Genomic DNA, 23,073 nt, shown 5'->3' on the forward strand with positions numbered 1-23,073 from the left:
TCAGGCGACGACCGTTTCGCGTTGCCGCATCGGCAGGTTTTCCAGCACGCAGCTCGCGCCGCCATGCTCGAAATAGCCGCGGTCCATCTCCACCATGGTGACGAGGTGGTCATACGCTGCGCGAATCCGCGCGCTGCGGCGTACGTCCTCGTGCACGACCAGCCACAGATCGAGCTCCGTGTCCCAGTCGGGCAGGACGCGTTCGATACCCGGCCGGGCACGGGCCATGCGGTGCGTCGCGACGCCGATGCCATAGCCCGCGGCAATGCCGGCGATGACGGCATTCGGGCTGTTGGCTTCCAGCGCCACCCGGTCGGGCGTGATCGGCAGGTCGCCGATCGTCTCCGGCCAGGCGAAGGGGGCGGTGATGTTCCACATCACGGCCGCATGCCCGGCCAGGTCTTCGGGGCGCTTCGGACGGCCATGGATGTCGAGATATCTCCGCTCGGCATAGAAGCCGGCCTTCACCGTCGCCACGCGGCGCCCGATCAGGCTCTGCTGGTTGCCGGGTCCGCCCCATCTGAGCGCAATGTCGGCCTGCCGCTGGGCGAGGTTGGCCGAAGCGTTGTCGATATTGATCACGACCTGGATATTCGGATGGTCATCCGAAAAGGGCTTCAGCGCCTTCGGCAGCCAGTCGGCCCCGGCGCCTTCCGAGGCCGTCACGACGATCGGGCCGGACAGGGAATTGTCCTGGCTGATCGCGGCGCGGGCGATGGCCGCCGCCTCGTCCTGCATTCGCCGTGCGTGTTCCAGCACGACGAGGCCGAAGGCCGTCGGGTGGAGATTGCCGTCCTCGCGCTCGAAGATCGCCGCGCCGAGCCGGGATTCCAGCGCCTGGATCCTTCGGCCGACCGTGGGCTGGCTGATGCCGAGCACGCGTGCGGCCTGTGTGTAACTGCCGGCTTCGGCAATACCGATCACGACAGGAAGGTCTGACCATTCAATCATACGTTTTTGTATGAATATGGTGCGGAACTGTCAATTCCATTCAACGATGAACCACCCAAGATGTGAGGCTCGGTTGGAACCAATGGAGGACCTCCCATGTCCCGCATCTTCTCGATTTCCGCTCTCGCCGCGCTGGCGCTCGCCGGCACCGCATCGGCACAGGACGCCGCTCCGCAATTCGCGCTTCAGACCACGACCGACGGCGTGATCGCCCTGTCGGCCCGCGCCTTTGCCGAGGGTGATTATGACCGCGCCGCCGAACTGGCGAACCAGATGGCGTCGCGCCCGATCTCTCCGTCGCGCCGCTCGGCCGCCTACGCCAATCTGTGCGCTGCGCAGTCCATGCTGGGCAATCACGATGCTGCCATCGCAGCCTGCGAAGCCGCCAATGGCTACCGCGTCAGCTGGGAAGCCCAGACCAATTACGGCGCCGCCCTCTACAATGCCGGCCGTCCGGCCGACGCCGCCGCGGCCTTCGCCTATGCCGGTCAGATCGCGCCGAACGAGGGCGTCGTTCAGGCCAATCTCGCGCTGACCGCTCGATAAGCTCCCGGTCCCGGCGGGCCGTTTCAAGCGGTTTCCCGATGGGGCTACAACTGAAGGGCCGGAGTGGTAGCGCTCCGGCCCTTTTCTTTTGCCTGCCTGCCCCGCTATCGTCATACCCGACATTCGAAGCACTCAAGGGATTCACCGATGAAAGCCGTCCTCTGCCGCGACTTCGCGCCTTACTCCGGTCTCAAGGTCGAGGAGGTCGACGATCCCGTCGCAGGCGAGGGCATGGTCATCGTCGACGTGAAGGCGGCCGGGGTGAATTTCCCGGACATCCTCCTGGTCGAGGGCAAATACCAGATGAAGCCGCCGCTGCCCTTCATTCCGGGCGGCGAATGCGCCGGCGTGATCTCCGAGGTCGGTCCGGGCGTCAAAGGCTTCAAGCCGGGTGACCGCGTGATCGCCGCGACCATGCTGAATGCCTTCGCCGAAAAGGCGGCGGCGCATGTCTCCGCCATCGCTCCGATGCCCGCCTCGATGCCGTTCGAGGAAGGCGCGGCGCTGATCACCACTTATGCGACCACCATCCACGCCCTGAAACAGCGCGGCGAGCTGAAGGCCGGGGAAACCCTGCTCGTGCTCGGCGCGGGCGGCGGTGTCGGCACGGCCGCCGTGCAGCTGGGCAAGGCGATGGGCGCGACCGTGATTGCCGCTGCGCGCGGCGCGGAAAAGCTGGCCGCCGCGAAGGAAGCCGGCGCGGACATGACGATCGACTATGACGCCGAAGACCTGAAGGCCCGCTGCAAGGAGCTGACGGACGGCAAGGGGATCGACGTCGTCTATGACGCCGTTGGCGGGGCGTATTCCGAACCGGCCATGCGCGCCATGGGCTGGGGCGGACGTTTCCTGGTGATCGGCTTTGCCGCCGGCGACATCCCGAAAATGCCGCTCAATCTCGCGCTTCTGAACAGCCGCGACATTCGCGGCGTCTTCTGGGGCGCATGGGCGGCGCGCGACCCCAAGGGCAACGGCGCCAACATGGCCGAGCTTTTCGCGCTCTACGAGCAGGGCAAGATCAAGCCGATGGTCTCGCACACATTCACGCTGGAAGACGTCACCAAGGCGTTCGACGCGCTGATGAACCGCGAGGTGCGCGGCAAGGCCGTTCTGGTGACGGGGTAATCAGTAAGACGCTCCCCGGTTTCGCGAAGCGAAGACCGAGCGGTGATTCCCCTCGCCCCCTTTAGGGGGAGAGGGTGGCGCGCAGCGCCGGGTGAGGGGGAAAGCCGCTTCCCGCGCTTACGGAGCAGAGCCCCTCAACCGCCCATCGGGCACCTTCTCCCCTTCAGAAAGGGGAGAAGGGAATACGCCTACATCCCCGCGTCGCTCTTGAACCGGTTGCGGTACAAGAGGATTTCACGCTTGTCGCGGCGGATCTGATCCTCGATCCCCTTGTCGATCCCGGACGTGTGGAAGCGCAGCCATTCGCCCGAATAGAATCGGCCTTCAACGAGGCCGGCCGGGTCGGCGAAGACCGGGAAAATCAGCAGCCAGGCCACCACGCCGAACCATGTCCCGACGCCTGCGGCGAGCCACAGGAAATCGGCGGCGGACAGGCCGGCGAACAGCCAGGACAGGATCAGGATCGCACCGCCGATTGCCGCGAGCAGGGCGAAGCTGCCCCATTTGTAGAGGTCGGAGTTCCGCCGGATCTGGAACAGGATATTCCGGATGCCGTGCTCGTTGAGGAAGGTCCGCCAGATCATCCAGTGAAAGCACAGCGTCCAGCTGACCGCGGCAGTGATCGTCTCCGCCTCGTTCGTCCGGTCCTTCTCCGCATTCTGGGCTTCCTTCAACGCTTCGGCGCGGATCGTGTTGATCCGGTTCAGCCGCGTTTCGATATAGCCGTTGAAATTCATCGTGTTTCGGATTTGCTGGTTCTTGTAGCTGACGAAGTAGGAAAACACCGTCACCGCAAACCCCGCTGCGAGTATCGCCAGCGAGGCGAGGATCAGCGGATCGTCGATCAGGCTGGATAGCGCGATGGCCTCCGCTCCGGTCGCCTCCACCGCGTTCGCGGTGCGGATATAGACGAAGAGCAGCGGCAGGAAGCTGAGCGTCAGGAAGAGCGGGATGACCCGCAGGAACATCACCGACGTGTTGTGATTGGTGGTGCGGCGCATTCGCGTCAGCGTGCCGACGAAATAGCGGTCCTCGGCGGCGATCTGCTTTTCCGTGTTCGACTTCGGTGTCGCGTCGGAGGCCACGCCCGGCGTCCGCTCGTTATTGCCGTAGATGCCTTCGATATATTCCGCCTCGCTCTCCTCGTAGAAGACCGAATTCTGATTGGTCAGATTGATCGGGAAGGCGAAGAAGCGGCGCGCCTTGTCGGCGTAGAGCTTCGCCACGTTCAGATCGACATCGCGCGGTTTCAGCGACAAGATTCGCGGTCGCGGGAAGGCCTTGAAGAACAGCGTGCGTTCGTCGTCGGAATGCTTGCCGGCGGCAATTTCGGCGAAGGCACCGGTTTCGTCGGTGATCAGTTCGGCGGTCTCGGCGTCGTCTTCGGGGAGCGTGTCGGGATCGACATGCGGATCGGAGCCCGCCGCCGCCCGCGCTGCCGCGGCGCTCGAGACGCGCTTGCCCCCGGTCGCCGCGCTGCGGCCGCCTCGTCCGATCATCCGCATCAAGCCCTTGAACACGCTTGTCTCCTCCCGATTTGATGAAGGTTAACACGCGAACAAGGCAGGACACAGGCGGAACCCGCATCACGCGAATTCCCTGAAGCATCTGTGCCCGTCTTGCACTGCGGTGCCGATGGGTGAAGATCGCTTCTGTTGTCGAGGGGGGAGGCAGCCGGATGATCGAAATCGGTTTGAGTGCAATGATGTTGCTGACGGCATCGGACCCGTCTGTGATTCCCGTATTGACCTGCCCTGAAGGCTTCGACACGGCCACACGTGCCGAAATGTACGTTGGCCGGGCTTCGGGAACGACCCAGACCGGCGAACCGGCATGGGACGTTTTTGTTCGCGATGAGGTTCGGGCCCGGTTTGGCGAGGGCTTCACAATTCTCGACAGCGATGGCGGCTGGCTGGACCAGGACGGCCGCGAACTTCGCGAGCGAGCCAAGGTCATCATCAGGGTCTATCCCGGCGGCATGACCGCAGAGGATCTCGAACGGTTTGACGAACTGGCGAGCGTCTATCGGGAGCGCTTCCGGCAGGAGAGCGTCATGACCTTGCTGCAACCGGTCTGTGTCCGATTCTGACTTCGGCTTGCGCCACCGGCTGGCTTGATCGCAATGTGCACGCAACAAAGGGGAGAAACCTGATGCGGATATTCGCGCTCGCGCTCGCGCTTGCACTCGGACTGTCGGTTCCGGCGGTGGCTCAGGCCCAGAATGACGATCGCCCGGACTGGGCCATCGTCATCCATGGAGGGGCCGGGGTAATCGAACGCGAATCGATGACGCCGGAGACCGAGGCGGCCTACCGCGCCGCGATGGAGGCCGCCGTGACGCGCGGGCGCGACGTTCTGGAAGCGGGAGGGTCTTCGCTCGATGCCGTCGAGGCCGTGATCCAGGGCCTGGAAGACGATGCCATGTTCAATTCCGGACGCGGCGCGGTCTTCACCGCCGCCGGGCGTAACGAGCTCGATGCCTCGATCATGGACGGCGCGACGATGAATGCCGGCGCGGTCGCGGGCGTCACCAACGTCCGCCACCCGATCTCGCTCGCCCGTGCGGTGATGGAAAACTCCCTTCACGTCATGTTGCAGGGCGAGGGGGCGGAAACCTTCGCCGAGGAACAGGGGCTGGAACTCGTCGAGCCGGCATATTTCTTCACCGAACGCCGCTGGCAGGCGCTGGAGCGCGCGCTCGAAGGTCTCGGCCTGCCGATCCCGGATCGCCCCCAGGGCGCGCCGGAACCCGAAGAGGTCGACCACACCCTGCTGGAACGCGACGCGCTCGAACACCGTTTCGGCACGGTTGGCGTGGTGGCGATGGACGTGAACGGCCACATCGCGGCCGGAACCTCCACCGGCGGGACGACCGCCAAACGCTGGGGCCGGGTCGGCGATTCCCCGGTGATCGGCGCGGGCACCTATGCCGATGCGCGCTGCGGCGTCTCCGCAACCGGCACGGGCGAATACTTCATCCGCTTGTCGGTCGCCGCCCGCATCTGCATGGAAGTGGAGATGGGGGATCGCGGCGCTGAAGAGATTGAAAACGCGGGACAGGCCGCCGCCGATCTCGTCATCCACGGCGCGCTGACCGATATGGGCGGCGATGGCGGGGTGATCGTGCTGACCAGCGATGGCCGGCCGGGCTGGAGCTTCAACACGGCGGGCATGTACCGCGCCAGCCAGGTCGCGGGAGAAGACCCGGTCATCGCGATCTACGGGGACGAAGGCTGATCAGCGCTTGGCGATCCGGCTGCCGGTGCTGAAGGCGGCACCCATGACGAGTGCGAAGATCAGCCCCCACAGCAAGCTGCCGAAGAGCAGCCAGCCGATCACGAAACCGGTTACGAGTCCGCTTGCATCGAGCGGCGTGAATTCCAGTCCGCTTTTCAGATTGTCCGGGTTTTCGTCTGTCATGCGGGTCGTCCAGCGTGTGTCGATTGCGAACATGATCGCGTGTCTCATGCCGTCCCGGCAGAGGAATAGTAATGCGCGGTTTCCCTCCCGTGAAGCTGTCCCGGAATGACCTTCCATCGACATTCGCCCGTCACGGCCGGCGCGCTCTATTTCGCGCTCGTCTTCGCGGCGGGCTTCGTATTGGGCGCGATCCGGACTCTGTTGCTGGCTCCGCGCATCGGCGACCTTGCCGCTGTTGCAATCGAACTTCCCGTCATGCTGGCTGTAGCATGGATCGCCTGTGGTACGGTGCTGCGTTGGGTTAAGCCGGGGCAGGGGATTGCGGCGCGCGCCGTCATGGGGGTCAGCGCCTTTGCCCTGCTGATGGCGGCCGAACTGGCCCTGTCGCTTGCTCTCGGCACTCCCTCGATCGCCGCATGGTTCTCGGGCCTGACGTCCGCCGCAGGATTGCTCGGCCTCGCCGGTCAGGTCGCCTTCGCCATCTTCCCGATGATCCGGCAGCGTCCCGCTTCCAATTAGTTACAAATGTAACTATATTCGCCGGCAATCAGCCGAAGGAGTCGCGTCATGGGCAATCGCAAGTGGATTTCCGCCTCCCGGATCGAGGGCAATGCCTCGCGTCAGGCGCATGCCGACATGCCGGAAGGCACCTATGAGCGCGAGATGTCGAAGGAGGGCTTTTTCGGCCCGGCCGCCTTCCTGCACCACAAGAATCCGCCGACCGGCTGGGTCGATTTCGATGGCCCGCTGAAGCCGCGCGCCTTCGACCTGACGAAGCTGAACGCCGCCGAGACCAGCCCGTGGGCTTCGCACCCGGTGCTCTACAACAAGGCGACGGATGTCCGCTTCTGGAAGCTGGCCGAGCCGATGACGGCGCTCGCCCGCAACGGCGATGGCGACCAGCTGCTCTTCATCCATGCCGGCCGCGCCGATCTTTACTGCGACTTCGGTCATCTCGCGGTGGAGCCGGGCGACTATGTCTACCTGCCGCGCGGCACGATGTGGCGCTTTGTGCCGTCAGAGCCGCTCGCCGTCCTGATGATCGAGGCGACGAACACCCACTACACCCTGCCGGACAAGGGTCTGGTCGGACCGCACGCCATCTTCGACCCGGCCATGCTCGATGCGCCGGAGATGGATGAGGCCTTCCGCGCCCAGCAGTCTGACCAGAACCACGAATGGACGGTGGAAGTGAAAAAGCGCCGCGAGATCAGCCGCATCCGCTATCCCTTCAACCCGCTCGATGCGGTGGGCTGGCATGGCGAGCTGTCGCCGGTGCGCCTCAATGTGCGCCATATCCGCCCGCTGATGAGCCACCGCTATCACCTGCCGCCGAGCGCGCACACGACCTTCCTGTCGGACCGCTTCGTCGTTTGCACCTTTGCGCCGCGCCCGTTCGAGACCGATCCCGGCGCGCTGAAAGTGCCCTTCTTCCATAACAATGACGACTACGACGAAGTGTTGTTCTACCACGCCGGCGACTTCTTCAGCCGCGACAATATCGATGCCGGGATGATGACCTTCCACCCGTCGGGCTTCACCCACGGGCCGCACCCCAAGGCGCTGAAGAACATGCTGAAACAGTCCAAGGAAGCGACCGACGAATACGCCGTGATGATCGACACCCGCGACCCGCTCGACGTGGGCGAGGGCGCCGCGGCGGTCGAGAACCACGACTACGTCAATTCCTGGAAACCGAAGGCCGCGGCGGAGTAGACCGGGCAAGCTTTCTGCTTGTGCGACCCGGTTTTGGCTTCGCCAAGCCGCGGGACGTTAGAAATCTGAGCGCTTCGCAGAATCCATTCCGACGCTTCCCGGAACCGGCGCAGCCGGTATCCGGGATCCAGCTTTCATGGCTTCCGGCCCCGGTCTTCGCCTGCGGCGAAACCGGGGAGCGGCGGTGAGGGGTACAGACCGGGGGGCCGAATGCTGAAATCGCTTCACGGCGTTGAAACCCGCTTCTACCCGGCGTATCCCATCGCGCAATAGAACCGTCAGACGAGGTCCCCCGCCCGTGATTCCCGAGAAGCTCGAATCCGGTTTCCGCCGTTTCCGCGAGGAGCTCTATCCGCGTCACCGGCGCACCTACGAGCAGCTGGCCGACAAGGGCCAGCGTCCGCACACGCTGGTCATCGGGTGCAGCGACAGCCGGGTCGATCCCGCCGCGATCTTCGATGCCGGTCCGGGTGAGCTTTTCGTTGTGCGCAATGTCGCCAACCTGGTCCCGCCCTTCGAGACCGATGGCGGGTTTCACGGCGTCTCCGCGGCGGTCGAGTTCGCGGTGACGGCGCTCGAAGTCGCCAACATCCTCGTCATGGGCCACCGCCAGTGCGGCGGCGTCCATGCCTGCGCCGCCGGCGCCCCGAAGGATGGCAGCCTCTTCGTCGGCCACTGGGTCAGCGCGCTGGATCCGGCCCTCGCTGAAAGCCGCGCCGAACTGGGCACGCATGCCCCGGTCGAGGCGATCGCCGACGACCTCGAATTGCGCGCCATCCGCCATTCCATCGAGCGTCTGAGGACCTACCCCTTCGTCGCGGAGGCGGTTGCCGACGGCCGGTTGAGGCTGCACGGCGCGCGCTTCGGCGTGGCCGATGGCCGCCTCGAATGGATGGAAGACGACGGGTCGTTCAGCGTTTTCGAGGACTAGGGAAAGGGCGTCAGCGTGGATGTGTTCGACCTCGCGGCGGCCAATCTGATCTCGCCGCCCATCCTGTTCTTCCTGCTCGGCCTCATGGCGGCGCTCGTCCGCTCTGACCTCGCCATACCCGAGGCCGTCGCCAAGGGCATCTCGATCTATCTGGTCATGGCGATCGGCTTCAAGGGCGGGGCGGAAATGGCCGCCAGCCCGCTTGTCGCGGCCGCGCTGGCCATCGTTGCCGGTATCGTTCTGTCCGCCGCCTTGCCCTTCATCAGCTTCGGCGCGCTGCGCGCCACCAGCCGCCTGCCGCGCGTCGATGCCGCGGCGATTGCCGCGCATTACGGCTCGATCTCGATCGTCACCTTCATTGCCGCGTCCGATGCCGGCATGGCGATGGGACTGGCGGCGGCCGGTTTCATGGTCGCGGTCGCCGCGGCGATGGAAGCCCCGGCGATCTTCTCCGGCCTGGCGCTCGCCGGCCGGCGCGAAGGCGAGGGCGGCGGCACCATGATCCGCGAGATTGCCTTCAACGGCTCCATCGTCCTTCTCATCGGCGCCTTCGCCATCGGCTGGGCGACGGGCGAGCGCGGCATGGCGATGGTCCAGCCCTTCTTCGGCGACATCTTCCGCGGCGTGCTGTGCCTCTTCCTGCTCGACATGGGGCTGGTTGCCGGCCGCGGCCTCCGCCGCAGTGCCGGCAAGCTCGACTGGCGCGTCCTCGTGCACGGCCTCTACATGCCGTTGATTGGCGCCGCCCTCGGGCTCGGCCTCGCGGCCCTGATCGGCCTTGAACCCGGCAGCGCGGCGCTCCTGATGACGCTCGCGGCCAGCGCCTCCTACATCGCCGTGCCTGCCGCCATGCGTCTGGCCCTGCCGGAAGCCGATCCGTCGGTCTCGCTCACCCTGTCGCTGGGGATCACCTTCCCCTTCAATCTTGTCTTCGGCATCCCGATCTATTTCGCAGCGGCGCAGTGGGCGCTCGGCTAGGAGGCCGCCATGCAGACCACGCTCAAGAAACGCCTGGAAATCGTGATCGAGGCTCCCGTCATCGACCGGCTCCGCCGCGTGCTCGATGACAAGGGGGTCAGCGGCTATACCATCATCCCCGCCGTCGCGGGGCGCGGCCGGCATGGCCGCTGGAACCGCGAGGGCGAGATCAGCGATACCGGGCGCATGATGGTGCTGTTCGCCATCATCGACCCGTCCGAACTCGACGACATGCTCGCCGCCGTCTATGCCGTCCTTTCACGCCAGATCGGTATCGTCTCGGTCAGCGACGTCCAGGTCGTCCGCGACGATCATTTCCGCCGCACAAGCCGTGCGGACACTTAGAAGCAAACCAGCAGGAACCGCCTCATGAAACTCGCCACGCTCAGGAATGGCACCCGCGATGGCCGCCTCGTCGTCGTCTCGAAGGATCTCGCGACCTGTGTCGACGCCTCGACCGTCGCGCCGACGCTGCAGGCCGCGCTCGACGACTGGGAGAATTGCGAAGGCGCCCTGCGCGACCTGTCCTGGCAGCTGACCGAGGGCAACGTCCCCGTCGAACGATTCCACGAACGCGAGGCGATGTCGCCCCTGCCGCGCGCCTATCAGTGGGCGGATGGCTCGGCCTACGTCAATCACGTCGAACTAGTGCGCAAGGCCCGCGGCGCGGAAATGCCGGACAGCTTCTGGACCGATCCGCTGATCTACCAGGGCGGCTCCGACGCCTTCCTGGGTCCGCGCGACCCGATCCCGCTGGGCGACGAGGCCTGGGGCTGCGATTTCGAGGGCGAGGTCGCCGTCATCACCGGCGACGCCCCGATGGGCGTGAAGGCCGACCAGGCGAAGGATGCCATACGCCTGATCATGATCGTCAACGACGTCTCGCTGCGCGGCCTGATCCCGGCTGAGCTGGGCAAGGGCTTCGGCTTCTTCCAGTCGAAGCCGCCGAGCGCCTTCTCGCCGGTCGCCGTGACGCCGGACGAGCTGGGCGATGCCTGGGACGGCGGCAAGGTGCACCTGCCGCTGCATTCCTGGCTCAATGGCGAGAAATTCGGCGAGCCGCGCTGCGAGGTCGACATGACGTTCGATTTCCCGCGCCTGATCGAGCATGTCGCCAAGACGCGCCCGATCACCGCCGGGTCGATCATCGGCTCCGGCACGGTCTCCAACAAGATGGACGGCGGCCCCGGCAAGCCGGTATCGGAGGGCGGTGTCGGCTATTCCTGCATCGCGGAAATCCGCATGATCGAGACGATCGAGGACGGCAAGCCGAAGACCGATTTCATGCGCTTCGGCGACACGATCCGCATCGAGATGCTGGACGGCACCGGCCATTCCGTCTTCGGCGCCATCGAACAGACGGTGGTGAAGTACGAGGGGTGATGTCGTTGGCTGGATGACTGCCAGCGGAATAGTGCGTTGAAAACACCCCTCCCTCCCCTTGATGGGGAGGGACGCGAGCGACACCCGACAGGGTGACGGGAGCGGGGTGGGGTGAGCGTTCAAATCCCAACTGACGTTTCCCGGACGGCGAAGCCGGTCCGGGACCCAGAATTATTCTTGTCTGTGCGGGCCCCGGTCTTCGTCTTCCCCGCGAATGCGGGGACTCCGAAACCGGGGAGCGTCAGGATTGGCGATTTGAGAACCGGGTTTCCCGCGATCCCCGCATTCGCGGGGACAGGCATTGGGAACCCGAAGCTCGCCGCACGCGTCAGGTCCCCGTTTTCACGGGGACCCCATGATTGGCCTAATGCCCCTTCGGACCGGCCTTGGGCAGGTAGCGCTCGCCGTCGAACCGGTCGAACTGTGCCTTGGCATCGGGATGCCCGACCGGACCGTGTTCGGCGTCGGGCAGCAGATTCTGCTCCGAGACATAGGCCGTGTAGTAGCTGTCCTCGTTCTCGGCATAGACATGATAGAAGGGCTGGTCCTTCCGCGGACGGATTTCCTCCGGGATGGCCAGCCACCATTCCTCGCTGTTCGCGAACACCGGATCGACGTCGAAAATGACGCCCCGGAACGGAAACAGCCGGTGGCGGACCACCGCGCCAATGGCGAATTTTGCTTCTTTTTCGGTCATCTTGCCCACCGTAATGCTGGGAGCGTGTCCCTCGCTCACGCATACGCAGCTTGATGATCGCTGGATGCGCACTATCCTGACACTCAAGGCAAAGTTCGGGCCGGATTGCGCTGGGCGCGCCACAATCATGGCGCTGCCGCGCTTCGGCGGAAGGAAAGACCATGGCGCAGGAGCCGCTCCGCGCCGAACGGCCACGCCGTCCGCAACAGGACGGAGGTGCGCCCGACGGGCAAAAAAGGAATACCGGAAGGGGGCGTGGCCCCGGACCGGCCTATGCCGCGATCGATCTCGGCACGAATAACTGCCGCATGCTGATCGCGCGCAAGACGCCGGGCGGTTTCCGCATCATCGACGCCTTCTCGCGCATCGTCCGCCTCGGCGAGGGGCTGAACGATTCCGGTGCCCTGTCCGACGCCGCCAGCGAGCGCGTCATGGAAGCGCTGAAGGTCTGCGCGGAAAAGATGGAACGCCGCGAGGTGGTCAAGGCGCGCTGCATCGCCACCCAGGCCTGCCGCACCGCCACCAACGGCCCGCAGCTGATGGCCCGCATCCGCGACGAGCTGAAGCTGGATTTCGACATCATCACCCCCGAGGAGGAGGCGCGCCTGGCCGTGCTCGGCTGCCTCGACCTGATGGACGACCGCTTCGACGCCGCGCTGGTCGTCGATATTGGCGGCGGCTCGACCGAGCTGTGCTGGGTCGATCTCGCCGAATGGCGCGCCCGCGGCGGCTATGCCAGCGGCGGCCGCCCGCCGGTGCGCACCTGGTCGTCTGCACCCGTCGGCGTCGTCACGCTGTCGGAGCGCTTCCCGGAGCCGGACGAAAATCGCGCCGAATGGTATCAGGCCATGAAGGCCTACGCCGCGGACCTGCTGAAAGTGCCCAAGGGCGCCAAACGCCTGCGCCCCCTGTTCGAGGAGGGGCGCGCCCATCTTGTCGGCACGTCGGGCACGATCACGTCGGTCGCCAGCGTCCACCTCCGCCTGCCGCGCTACGAGCGCGCCAGGGTCGACGGGCTGTGGATGAGCGCGGCGGAAACCCGCGCCGCCTGCGACCGCCTGTCGGGCATGGATCTCGATGGCCGCGCGGGCGAGCCCTCGATCGGCCGGGAACGCGCCGAACTGGTCCTCGCCGGTTGCGCCATCCTCGAAGCCGTGATGGATGCTTGGCCGGCGGACCGCTTGCGGGTCGGGGACCGGGGCTTGCGCGAAGGCCTCCTCCTCAACCTGATGCGCAAGCCGCGCCGCCGCCGGCGCAAACCGCGCCGCGCGAAGAAGGATGCCGCCGAATGAGCGACGAGACCGACAATCCCGAAGGCGGGCCCAACGGCAGCGACGACCCGGTCAACCAGCCCAAGCGCCGCTGGAAGAAGGCCGTCACCAAGGGCGGCGACCCGCGTGCCAGCAAGCAGTTTCACACGCGGGTGAAGACCGCCCGCAAGCGCTCGAACTCGTCCACCCTCTGGCTCCAGCGCCAGTTGAACGACCCCTATGTGACCAAGGCGAAACAGGAAGGCTATCGTTCGCGCGCGGCCTACAAGCTGTCCGAACTCGACGACCGCTTCCACCTCATCCCGAAGGGCGGCAAGATCGTCGATCTCGGGGCCGCGCCGGGCGGCTGGGTCCAGGTCGCGCTCAATCGCGGCGCGGAGCATGTCATCGGCATCGACCTGCTCGAGATGGAACAAATCCCCGGCGCCGACCTCTTCGTGCTCGACTTCACAGAGCCCGGCGCCCCGGACATCGTGAAGCAACGCCTCGGCGGCCCGGCCGACGCGGTCTTCTCCGACCTCGCGCCGTGGACGACCGGCCACCGTTCGACCGATCACCTCCGCATCGTCGCCCTCGTGGAACTCGCCGCGCAATTCGCCCTCGAAACGCTGAAGCCCGGCGGGCATTTCGTCGCCAAGGTCTTCCAGGGCGGGACGGAGGACAGTCTCCTCGCCCAGCTCAAGCCGCGCTTCGAGAAGGTCCGCCACGCCAAACCGCCCTCCAGCCGCTCCGACAGCGCCGAGACCTTCCTCCTCGCGATGGGGTTTAAGGGGTAAGACGCGGTGGCCCGTAAGGGCCACGAAACGCTCCGGTGGAGCGTTTCGAGCGTCGAACGCCCCGGCAGGGGCCGGGCCAGGGTGGGGCTATGCAAGACCGGTTTCCTCCCCCGTTTACGGGGGAGGGGGACCACGAAGTGGTGGAGGGGGCTTCACGACGCTTCCCGGTTTCGGGGTCCCCGCATTCGCGGGAAGACGAAGACCGGGGTCTGCCCGTCATCCCGATGAAAATCGGGATCCAGATCAAGCGTGGCTCTGGATTCCGGCGTTCGCCGGAATGACGAAAGTGTAGGCTGAGCAACACCTTACATCCATTCCCGGACTCAAGACCTGACTCACCTGAATCAGTGTCTGAACCGGCCGGCCCGAGTGTGCCGCCCCGAACTTGAATCAAACTCTGAACTCGCCGCGCGACTTGAATCAGCGTCTCAAGGCCTGCGAATTCGAATCGCGGATCAGGGGCTTGGCGGGAGAGACTGAATCACCAGCGCACTTCCGGACGGACAACCGCCCTCCCTCCCCTTGAGGGGGAGGGACGCGAGCGGGCTTCGCAGAAGTCCGGGAGCGGGGTGGGGTGAGGATTTGGATCCTTCTGACGTTTCCCGGACGGCGAAGCCGGTCCGGGATCCATGTTTCATAATTTCTGGACCCCGGTCTTCGCTGCGCGAAACCGGGGAACGTCAGGATTGGCGTTCTGTTGAGCTTGTGTATTCCCCGCGAAGGCGGGAATCCAGACACCGCCCCGGACCTTCATCCGCCTGTGCAATCGGTCTAGACTGGTGCGATGACACACAAGCCCGACACACCGGCCGAAGCGCTGGCCCTGACGCCGGATGAAGTCAGCCGCTTGCTGTCCGAAGGATGGACGCCGGACGACATCGAGGACGCCCTCGCCGGGTTGGCGTTCATCGAGGCCGAAAGGAACTCACCCGATCCCCGTGCTGCAGAAACCCGCGCACTCTTCGAGGCCAGCCCGGAACGCCGCTGACACCGCTCCCGCTTCCCTTCCATCCCCCACAAGCTAAGGTCACACCGACGGAATCGCGGGGGAGGTGAGGCGTGGGCATCGTCGCGGAGTATTTCGACGAGATCAGCAGGGTCTATGCGAGCGGCGTTGCGAAAGAGCATGGCTACCGCCCGGCGCTGGAACGCCTGTTCAACCGGCTGAGCGACGACATCCAGGCGATCAACGAACCCGGCCGGTCAGAGGTCGGCGCGCCGGACTTCATCTTCTATGACCGGAACCATGTCGCCGTCGGCTTTTGCGAAGCCAAGGACATCGACAAGGGGCTGGAAACGCTGAGTGGCTACAGCGTCGAGCAGAAGCAGCGTTATCTGAAAGGCTTCCCGAACCTTCTCTATACCAACTCGCTGGACTTCGAATTCTACCGCGAAGGCGAGCTGATCCGGAAAATCAGCATCGGTGATCTCCTGATGGGGCTGGTCCCCAAGCCCGATGCGTTCGACGCGCTGGAAAACCAGCTGCGCGATTTCATCGCTTCCACCCCGCGCACGATCACGAGTTCGCGGCGGCTGGCGGAGTTCATGGCCGCCAAGGCGGCCATCATCAAGGACGTGATGGGCCGCGCGTTGGTGAAAGACCTTGAAGGCGAGGGCAGCGAGCTGACCGCGCAATACAAGGCCTTCAAACAGCATTTGATCCACGACATCACGGCGTCGGATTTCGCCGATATCTACGCCGAGACGATCGCCTACGGCATGTTCGGCGCGCGCCTGCATGATCCCACGCTGGACACGTTCAGCCGGGAAGAGGCGCTGACCCTGCTGCCGAAGTCGAACCCCTTCCTGCGCAGCCTCTTCGTCTTCATCGCCGGGCCGGACCTTGATGACCGCATCGCGTGGATCATCGACGATCTGGCGAAGATTTTCCTGGCGGCGAACCTGCCGGAAATCATGGCCGATTTCGGCAAGCTGACGGGGCAGAACGACCCCTTCCTGCACTTCTACGAAACCTTCCTCGCGGCCTATAACCCGGCCAAGCGCAAGGCCCGCGGCGTCTGGTATACGCCCGAGCCCGTGGTGAATTTCATTGTCCGCGCGGTGGACGAGGTGTTGCAGACCGAATTCGGCCTGCCCGAAGGCCTCGCCGATACCTCGAAGATCACCATCGACTGGGAAACCGGACAGACCGACAAGAAGGGCAAGAGGATCACCGAGAAGAAGGAGGTTCACCGGGTCCAGATTCTCGATCCCGCCACCGGCACGGGCACCTTCCTCGCCGAGGTCATCAAGCAGATTGCGCCCCGGGTGAAGGGCGTCGCGCCCGGTATGTGGCCGCAATATATCGAGAACGAGCTGATCCCGCGCCTGCACGGCTTCGAGCTTCTGATGGCGTCCTACGCCATGTGCCACATGAAGCTGGACATGATCCTGACCGAACTGGGCTATCAGCCGACGAAGGAGCCGCCGCGCCTGTCGGTCTGGCTGACCAACTCACTGGAGGAAGGCGAGCCCGCCAACCAGACCCTGCCCTTCGCGCAATGGCTGTCGAACGAGACCAAGGGGGCCAACACGATCAAGCGCGACAAGCCGATCATGTGCGTGATCGGCAACCCGCCTTATCTCGGCGAAGGCGGCAAGTCCGAAGGCTGGATTGGCGGCCTGATGGACGACTACAAGAAGGAGCCAGGCGGGAAGGAGCGTTTGAAAGAACGCAATCCCAAATGGCTCAACGACCTCTATGTGAAATTCATCCGCTTGTCGTCGCACCTGATCGAGAAGAATGGTGAAGGGGTGCTCGGCTTCATCACCAATCACGGCTATCTCGACAACCCGACCTTCCGGGGGATGCGCTGGCACCTCCTCAAGACCTTCGACAAGATCTGGGTGCTCGACCTCCACGGGAATGCCAAGAAAAAGGAAGTCGCCCCGGATGGATCGGCGGACAAGAATGTTTTCGATATCCAGCAGGGCGTGGCGATTATCATTGCGGTGAAAACGGGCGAAAATGTCGAGGACAAGCCCGCCGAAGTCTTGCATGGAGACTTATGGGGCACGCGAAACGGCAAGTATCACGCATTGCGCAATACGGACCTGAGCGCAGCGGTGTTTGAATCGCTGCCACTTCCCGCGCCGCATTATGTGATGACGAGGCGCGACTACGCGCTTGAGGCAACCTATCGCGATGGCTTTGGGGTGCAGGAACTGATGCCGGTCAATTCTGTCGGCATCGTCACCGCGCGCGATGCGCTGACCATCGACATGGACAAGAGTGAGCTCTGGCGGCGGGTGCTGGATTTTGCCGCGCTGCCCGTGGAAGAAGCGCGCACCAAATACCAACTCGGCAAGGATGTGCAGGACTGGCAGGTCGGCTGGGCGCAGGCCGATGTGAAGAAGAATTTATCCGAAGATCGCATTGTTCCGATTGCCTACCGCCCTTTCGATACACGCTGGACCTTTTACACCGGCACTTCGCGTGGCTTTATCTGCCGTCCGCGCGATGAGGTGATGAGAAACCTCGCTGGAACCGAAAATCTAGCCGTTTGTATTCCGGGCCAAACGAAGGATGGAATCGGCGGAATCGCTGTGCAGTCCATTGCGGGCCACAAAGCGTTCGGCGCTTACGATATAAATAGTCTCTTCCCCCTCTACCTCTACCCTGAGGAAGACTCGCTCGACCAGACGCGCCGGGTGAACTTCGATCCGAAGCTTTACAAGCGCATTCGCGAACTCGCGACGCACCCCGAGCATGGCAAGCCCGACGAGGTGGCCGTGTTCGATTACATCTATGGCGTGCTGCACAGCCCGGACTATCGCGAGACCTTCGCCGAATTCCTGAAGATCGACTTCCCGCGCATCCCGTGGCCAGCGAGCCCGGACGTGTTCTGGCATGTCCAGGAAAAGGGCGAGCAACTGCGCCGCCTGCACCTGATGGAACCGGCCGTGATCGGCGACACGCCCTATCCGTTTGAAGGGTCGGGCGGCAACGTGGTCGTCAAGCCTGAATTCGACGCCGCCGAAGGCGGCACCGGCACGGTCTGGATCAACACCGATCAGGGCTTCCGGGGCGTCCCCGAAATCGCCTGGAATTTCCATATCGGCGGGTACCAGCCGGCGCAGAAATGGCTGAAGGACCGCAAGGGCCGCACGCTCAGCTATGCTGACGTCCAGCACTATCAGCGCATCATCAAGATCCTGTCCGAAACCGACCGGATCATGAAGGAGATCAAGCTGCCGATCGAGGGGGCGGGTGAGGGCAACTGACGCCCTCCCTTCCCTTGAGGGGGAGCGGGGTGGGGTGAGCGTGAAGTGAATTTCACCGGGGTTCCCGCGAAAGCGGGAACCCGAGGCTTGGTGAAAACTTCAGGTCCCCATTGTCATGGGGACCCCATGAAACACCCCCACCCGCCGGCCGAACCTGCGGTCCGGCCGCCTGCCCTCCCCGCAAGGGGGAGGGCGAAGGGTATGCGTTTCATCCGCTCGGAAGGGCAACCTCTTCCCTCCCCTTGAGGGGGAGGGACGCGAGCGGCACCCGTCAGGGTGACGGGAGCGGGGTGGGGTGATTGTTTATCTCATGACCCCCACCCGCCGGCCGAACCTGCGGTCCGGCCGCCTGCCCTCCCCGCAAGGGGGAGGGCGACGGGTCTGAGTTCCATTCGCTCGGAAGGGCAACCTCTCCCCTCCCCGCAAGGGGGAGGGCAAAAGCATGCAGGCAGGATAGTCTTGTGCGATGAGCCGCGACCGTGCCCGCCAGCTACGCAACAACGCCACCGATACGGAACAGTGGCTTTGGCTGCATATCCGGCACTGGCGCAAGGAGGGCTTTCCGGTGCGCCGGCAGGTGCCGATCGGTCCTTACATTGCGGATTTTGCCTGCCACACCTGCAGGGTCGTGATCGAGCTTGATGGCGGTCAACACAACACGCCTGAGGCGCGCAGCGCGGATGCAGAACGCAGTGCCTGGCTCGAATCGCGCGGCTACAAGGTGCTCCGGTTCTGGAATTCCGACATCCGGAACAATCTGCCCGAAGTGCTCGAAGCCATCCGTCAGGTCCTCGAAGAACGCCATCCCGGACCATGACGCTCTCCCTCCTCTTGAGGGCGAGGGCGAAAGGTCTGCGTTCCATCCGCTCGGAAGGGCAACCTCTTCCCTCCCCTTGAGGGGGAGGGACGCGAGCGGCACCCGTCAGGGTGACGGGAGCGGGGTGGGGTGATACCGGCCTTGCAGACCCCCACCCGCCGGCCGAACCTGCGGCCCGGCCGCCCGCCCTCCCCGCAAGGGGGAGGGCGAATTCGCAACCGGGTAACGCGGGCCAAAAACCACCAAGACGTTCCCGAAGATCACGAAGACCTTTTCCAGGACGGCGAAAATGCCGGAAAACGCCGCGATCATCGTCGATCATGCGGGGCGTGTCCCCGCCGCTATCCCCGCCCCAAAAGGGCGATTCCGGGGCGTTTCGGCGGAAGCCGCGAAAATCATCGTCATCTTCAAAACCATCTTCCGCGATCTTCTCATCTTCACTTGTCCCCGCCCGCCGCCGCAGACCCGCCCTGCGCCGCAAGCCGTCCCGCCCCCTTGCCCTCATTCGCAATCCCCTCTAAAGCGCGCCCGCAAGCAGCAGTGGAGGATCTCTGATGGAGATTCGCGAAGGGCTGACCTTCGATGACGTGCTCTTGCAGCCCGGACAATCGAGCGTCCTGCCGGCCGATGCCGATGTGCGAACCCGCATCGCCGGCGAAATCGACCTGAACATTCCGATCCTGTCGGCGGCGATGGACACCGTCACCGAAGCGCCGCTGGCCATCGCCATGGCGCAGGCGGGCGGGCTGGGCGTCATCCACCGCAACCTGACCGTCGAGCAGCAGGCCGAGGAAGTGCGCCGCGTGAAGCGCTTCGAGAGCGGCATGGTGGTCAATCCCGTGACCATCAATCCCGGCGCGACCCTGGCCGAGCTGAAGGATCTGATGGCGCACCACAAGGTCTCCGGCATTCCCGTCGTGGAAGGCGGGGGCGGCGGCGCGCCCGGCAAGCTGGTCGGCATCATCACCAACCGCGACGTGCGCTTTGCCGACGACCCGAACGAGAAGGTCGCCAATTTGATGACCCGCGAGGTCGTCACGGTTCTGGAAGGCGAGGGCGAGGACGCCGCCCGCCGCCTGCTGCACAAGCACCGGATCGAGCGCCTGCTGGTCGTCGACGGCGAGAATCGCTGCCTCGGCCTCATTACCGTGAAGGACATGGAGAAGGCCCAGTCGCACCCGATGGCGGCCAAGGACGCGCAGGGACGCCTGCGCGTTGCCGCGGCGACCACGGTGGGCGATTCTGGCTTCGAACGCGCCGAGGCGCTGATCGAGGCGGGCTGCGACGTGATCGTGATCGACACGGCGCACGGCCATTCCGTGTCCGTGCCCGAACAGGTGGAGCGCATCAAGCGCCTGTCGAACACGGCCCGCATCGTGGCGGGCAATGTCGCGACCTATGACGCGACGCGCTCGCTGATCGATGCCGGGGCGGACTGTGTGAAGGTGGGGATCGGGCCGGGCTCGATCTGCACCACGCGCATCGTCGCGGGCGTCGGCGTGCCCCAGCTGACCGCCATCATGGAGGCGCGCCGCGCCGCCGAGGGCAGTGGCGCCAGCATCATCGCCGACGGCGGCATCAAGTATTCCGGCGACATGGCCAAGGCGCTCGCCGCCGGGGCCGACGCCGTCATGCTGGGCTCGATCCTGGCCGGCACCGAGGAAAGCCCGGGCGAGGTCTTCCTCTTCCAGGGCCGCTCCTACAAGGCCTATCGCGGCATGGGTAGCGTCGGCGCGATGGCGCGCGGCAGTGCCGACCGCTACTTCCAGAAGGAAGTCACCGACCGCATGAAGCTGGTCCCCGAGGGTGTCGAGGGCCAGATCGCCTACAAGGGTCCGGCCGGGCCGATCCTGCACCAGATGGTCGGCGGGCTGCGCGCCGCCATGGGCTATACCGGCGCGGCGACCTTGCGCGATTTCCGCGAACGCGCGACCTTTGTGCGCATCACCAATGCGGGCCTGAAGGAGAGCCACGTCCATGACGTGACGATCACGCGAGAGGCCCCCAACTATCCGAGCGCCAGCTGATGGCCTTTCCCGCCGCGCATCTCAGCCTGTTCTACGCCATGATTGCGCAAGCCGCGATCGTCATCATCCTGCTGTTTTCCCTCGGGATCGGCCGCTATCTGGCGGCCTCCAAGGGCCGGGCGAAGCGCGGGCCGGACGGCAAGCTCGTCTTCCCGGAAAAGCTGGTCCAGCTGTCGGACTGCGTGAACAACCAGTTCCAGGTGCCCTCGCTCTTCTTCGTGGCGGCGCTCGTGGCGCTGCAGGTCGGCGCGGCGGGCCCGGTCTTCGCGATCCTCGCCTGGGTCTTCGTGGCCTTCCGTGCGCTGCACGCCATCATCTTCGTCACGACCAACACCATCCTGCACCGCTTCCTCGCCTTCGTGGCCGGCGCGCTGACCGTGCTGGTCATGTGGGCGCTTATCCTCACCCATCTCCTCACCCTGCCGGCGGCCTGATGCGTCAGTTCGTTTTTCACCCCACCCTGACCCTCCCCTCAAGGGGAGGGGATTGGCGCGGCGTTTCCGCCCCTTCCCCCTGTGGGAAAAGCCGGGGTGGGGGGCATTTCTGATGCGCGAAGCCGGACGCATCGCCGCCGCGATCGAGGTGCTGACCTCGATCGAGGCGCACCACCGCCCGGCCAAGACGGCGGTCAAGGAATGGGGCGCCGCGCACCGCTTCGCCGGTTCCGGCGACCGCGCATGGATTGGCGGTCTGGTGCTCGACACGCTGCGCAAGCGCGCTTCCGTCGCGCATCTGATGCAGGACGAGACGCCGCGTGCCCTCGTGCTGGGTACGATGGTCCATGCCTGGGGGATGAGCGGCGCGGACATGACCGCCCTGTTTGGCGGCGACGAACACGCCCCGGACCTGCCCACCGAGGCCGAACTGGAGGGCTTCGCCCGCACCCTGACCGGCGCTCCGGCGCATGTGCAGGGCGATTATCCAGGCTGGCTCGCGACATCGCTGGAGCGTGCCTTCGGGCGTGACGCGGCGGAAGAGGGCGCGGCGCTCGCGTCGCGCGCACCGGTCGATCTGCGCGTCAATGCGCTGAAGGCCGAGACCGACAAGGCGCTGGCCGCCGTGCAGTCGAAAATCCCGACCGCCGAACCGAGCGCGCTTGTCGCCCACGCCATCCGCATTCCGCAGACCGACCCGCGCGGCAAGAACGCGCCCGCCGAATCCATTCCGGCCTATGGCAAGGGCTGGGTCGAGGTTCAGGACGCCGGCAGCCAGATCGCCGGCCTCGCCGCGGCGGTGGAACCGGGCGCGCAAATCCTTGATTTCTGCGCCGGCGCGGGCGGCAAGACGCTCGAGCTTGCCGCGATGACCGGCAATACCGGCCAGGTCTATGCCTGGGACCATGACTGGCGCCGCCTGCGCGCGATCTGGCCGCGCCTGAAACGCGCCGGCGCGCGCAATGTCCAGGTCAAGGACGGGCCGGAAGCCGAAGCGCTCGCCGACCTCGAGGGGAAGATGGACGTCGTCTTCATCGACGCGCCCTGCACCGGGGCGGGGACGTGGCGGCGGCGGCCGGACTCGAAATGGCGGCTGAAGCCCGAAGCGCTCGCCCGCCGCATCGAACAGCAGGACGAAGTGCTCGACCGCGCCAGCCGCTATGTGCGGCCTGGCGGGCGGCTCGTCTATGTTACCTGTTCCTTCCTGCCGGAGGAAAACTCCGACCGGGTCGAGGCCTTCCTGACGCGCGATGGCGGCTTCGAACAGGGCTCGACGCTCGCCGCGCTGAAAGCCTCCGGAGGCCTCGCCCCGGGCGCGGAGGACGTGCTCGCGAAGTGCGAGGACGATAGCGGCGCCATCCTCCTCAGCCCGCGCCGCTCGGACACGGACGGCTTCTTCATCTCGGTGATGGAGCGGAGATAAGTTCCGTCATTCCGGCGAACGCCGGAATCCAGAGCGCGGGTGAAACTGGACCCCGGCTTCCGCCGGGGTGACGAGGTTGGTCATTCACCAAACCTGAATTCCCGGACGGGCGACTGCGCGATCCGGGACCTCGAACCAGCGAGGGTCAGAGGCGCCGCGAACAACGCGCGGCGACCGGGCTCCGCCATTGTTCCGGCAACGGTCGGGGTCTCCGCTTCCGCGGGGAATTCATTGTTTGGATTTGATTGACGCCCCCCGGTTTCGCGTCAGCGAAGACCGGGGCCCATACTCCGCTCGAATTATCTGGATCCCGGATCGCGCATATGCGCGTCCGGGAAACATCAAAACATTGAG

Annotated in this window: 22 protein-coding genes; 18 read left to right on the forward strand and 4 right to left on the reverse strand. The window is 65.3% G+C overall.

Annotated elements, in window-relative coordinates; translation table 11 throughout:
- On the reverse strand, positions 1-951 hold the full coding sequence (locus tag L5876_RS02305) for a LysR family transcriptional regulator (protein ID WP_236954469.1): 951 nt from the start codon (positions 949-951) through the stop codon (positions 1-3).
- A 96-nt stretch (positions 952-1,047) separates the two neighbouring features.
- Between L5876_RS02305 and L5876_RS02310 the strand changes: the two genes are divergently transcribed.
- Both L5876_RS02310 and L5876_RS02315 read left to right on the forward strand, forming a co-directional pair.
- Entirely contained in the window at positions 1,048-1,497 is a 450-nt protein-coding gene (locus L5876_RS02310; protein WP_236954470.1) for a hypothetical protein, read from the forward strand.
- 147 nt (positions 1,498-1,644) lie between these two features.
- Entirely contained in the window at positions 1,645-2,622 is a 978-nt protein-coding gene (locus L5876_RS02315) for an NADPH:quinone oxidoreductase family protein (RefSeq protein ID WP_236954471.1), read from the forward strand.
- 188 nt (positions 2,623-2,810) lie between these two features.
- On the opposite strand, the gene L5876_RS02320 is transcribed toward L5876_RS02315, so the two are convergent.
- Complete coding sequence (locus L5876_RS02320; RefSeq protein WP_236954472.1) at positions 2,811-4,142, reverse strand: hypothetical protein; 1,332 nt, start codon at positions 4,140-4,142, stop codon at positions 2,811-2,813.
- Between the two features lie 158 nt (positions 4,143-4,300).
- On the opposite strand from L5876_RS02320, the gene L5876_RS02325 reads away from it, so the two are divergent.
- Positions 4,301-4,711: a DUF3574 domain-containing protein gene (locus tag L5876_RS02325; protein WP_236954473.1), complete on the forward strand. Its 411-nt coding sequence runs from the start codon at positions 4,301-4,303 to the stop codon at positions 4,709-4,711.
- 62 nt (positions 4,712-4,773) lie between these two features.
- Entirely contained in the window at positions 4,774-5,859 is a 1,086-nt protein-coding gene (locus L5876_RS02330; RefSeq protein ID WP_236954474.1) for an isoaspartyl peptidase/L-asparaginase family protein, read from the forward strand.
- Here L5876_RS02330 and L5876_RS02335 read toward each other — a convergent pair whose 3' ends face one another.
- Positions 5,860-6,075, reverse strand: coding sequence for a hypothetical protein (locus L5876_RS02335; protein WP_236954475.1), 216 nt, complete (start codon positions 6,073-6,075; stop codon positions 5,860-5,862). It lies immediately after the preceding gene.
- Between the two features lie 72 nt (positions 6,076-6,147).
- Between L5876_RS02335 and L5876_RS02340 the strand changes: the two genes are divergently transcribed.
- From L5876_RS02340 to L5876_RS02365, 6 genes are all read left to right on the forward strand, one after another.
- The gene (locus L5876_RS02340) at positions 6,148-6,561 is read left to right on the forward strand and encodes a hypothetical protein (protein WP_236954476.1); all 414 of its coding nucleotides are present in this window, start codon (positions 6,148-6,150) and stop codon (positions 6,559-6,561) included.
- A 48-nt stretch (positions 6,562-6,609) separates the two neighbouring features.
- The gene (locus L5876_RS02345; protein ID WP_236954477.1) at positions 6,610-7,758 is read left to right on the forward strand and encodes a homogentisate 1,2-dioxygenase; all 1,149 of its coding nucleotides are present in this window, start codon (positions 6,610-6,612) and stop codon (positions 7,756-7,758) included.
- Positions 7,759-8,056: 298 nt separating this feature from the next.
- On the forward strand, positions 8,057-8,689 hold the full coding sequence (locus L5876_RS02350; protein WP_236954478.1) for a carbonic anhydrase: 633 nt from the start codon (positions 8,057-8,059) through the stop codon (positions 8,687-8,689).
- Positions 8,690-8,704: 15 nt separating this feature from the next.
- Complete coding sequence (locus tag L5876_RS02355) at positions 8,705-9,667, forward strand: sodium-dependent bicarbonate transport family permease (protein WP_236954479.1); 963 nt, start codon at positions 8,705-8,707, stop codon at positions 9,665-9,667.
- A 9-nt stretch (positions 9,668-9,676) separates the two neighbouring features.
- On the forward strand, positions 9,677-10,012 hold the full coding sequence (locus tag L5876_RS02360) for a hypothetical protein (RefSeq protein WP_236954480.1): 336 nt from the start codon (positions 9,677-9,679) through the stop codon (positions 10,010-10,012).
- A gap of 24 nt (positions 10,013-10,036) precedes the next feature.
- Positions 10,037-11,050 carry a fumarylacetoacetate hydrolase family protein gene (locus L5876_RS02365; protein WP_236954481.1) on the forward strand — a complete coding sequence of 338 codons (1,014 nt, stop codon included), beginning with the start codon at positions 10,037-10,039 and terminating at the stop codon, positions 11,048-11,050.
- Positions 11,051-11,414: 364 nt separating this feature from the next.
- On the opposite strand, the gene hspQ is transcribed toward L5876_RS02365, so the two are convergent.
- Positions 11,415-11,747 carry a heat shock protein HspQ gene (gene hspQ / locus L5876_RS02370; RefSeq protein WP_236954482.1) on the reverse strand — a complete coding sequence of 111 codons (333 nt, stop codon included), beginning with the start codon at positions 11,745-11,747 and terminating at the stop codon, positions 11,415-11,417.
- A 161-nt stretch (positions 11,748-11,908) separates the two neighbouring features.
- Here hspQ and L5876_RS02375 point away from each other — a divergent pair, with 161 nt between their 5' ends.
- The 8 genes from L5876_RS02375 to L5876_RS02410 all read left to right on the forward strand — a co-directional run bounded on the left by L5876_RS02375 (position 11,909) and on the right by L5876_RS02410 (position 22,719).
- A complete protein-coding gene (locus L5876_RS02375) occupies positions 11,909-13,039 on the forward strand; it encodes a Ppx/GppA phosphatase family protein (RefSeq protein ID WP_236954483.1) in 1,131 nt (376 codons plus the stop codon).
- A complete protein-coding gene (locus tag L5876_RS02380; protein ID WP_236954484.1) occupies positions 13,036-13,794 on the forward strand; it encodes an RlmE family RNA methyltransferase in 759 nt (252 codons plus the stop codon). Before L5876_RS02375 ends, L5876_RS02380 begins: the two co-directional genes overlap by 4 nt.
- Positions 13,795-14,578: 784 nt before the next feature.
- Entirely contained in the window at positions 14,579-14,782 is a 204-nt protein-coding gene (locus L5876_RS02385; protein WP_236954485.1) for a hypothetical protein, read from the forward strand.
- A gap of 71 nt (positions 14,783-14,853) precedes the next feature.
- The gene (locus tag L5876_RS14805; protein WP_236954486.1) at positions 14,854-18,018 is read left to right on the forward strand and encodes a type ISP restriction/modification enzyme; all 3,165 of its coding nucleotides are present in this window, start codon (positions 14,854-14,856) and stop codon (positions 18,016-18,018) included.
- Positions 18,019-18,484: 466 nt separating this feature from the next.
- Positions 18,485-18,835, forward strand: coding sequence for an endonuclease domain-containing protein (locus tag L5876_RS02395; protein WP_236954487.1), 351 nt, complete (start codon positions 18,485-18,487; stop codon positions 18,833-18,835).
- 554 nt (positions 18,836-19,389) lie between these two features.
- Positions 19,390-20,862 carry an IMP dehydrogenase gene (guaB, locus tag L5876_RS02400; RefSeq protein WP_236954488.1) on the forward strand — a complete coding sequence of 491 codons (1,473 nt, stop codon included), beginning with the start codon at positions 19,390-19,392 and terminating at the stop codon, positions 20,860-20,862.
- Positions 20,862-21,296, forward strand: a complete 435-nt coding sequence (locus L5876_RS02405; RefSeq protein ID WP_236954489.1) for an MAPEG family protein — start codon at positions 20,862-20,864, stop codon at positions 21,294-21,296. Before guaB ends, L5876_RS02405 begins: the two co-directional genes overlap by 1 nt.
- A gap of 112 nt (positions 21,297-21,408) precedes the next feature.
- On the forward strand, positions 21,409-22,719 hold the full coding sequence (locus L5876_RS02410; protein WP_236954490.1) for an RsmB/NOP family class I SAM-dependent RNA methyltransferase: 1,311 nt from the start codon (positions 21,409-21,411) through the stop codon (positions 22,717-22,719).
- Positions 22,720-23,073 lie beyond the last annotated feature (354 nt).

It is taken from the genome of Hyphobacterium sp. SN044, from assembly GCF_021864465.1.
In the GTDB taxonomy this organism is placed as follows: Bacteria; Pseudomonadota; Alphaproteobacteria; order Caulobacterales; family Maricaulaceae; genus Hyphobacterium.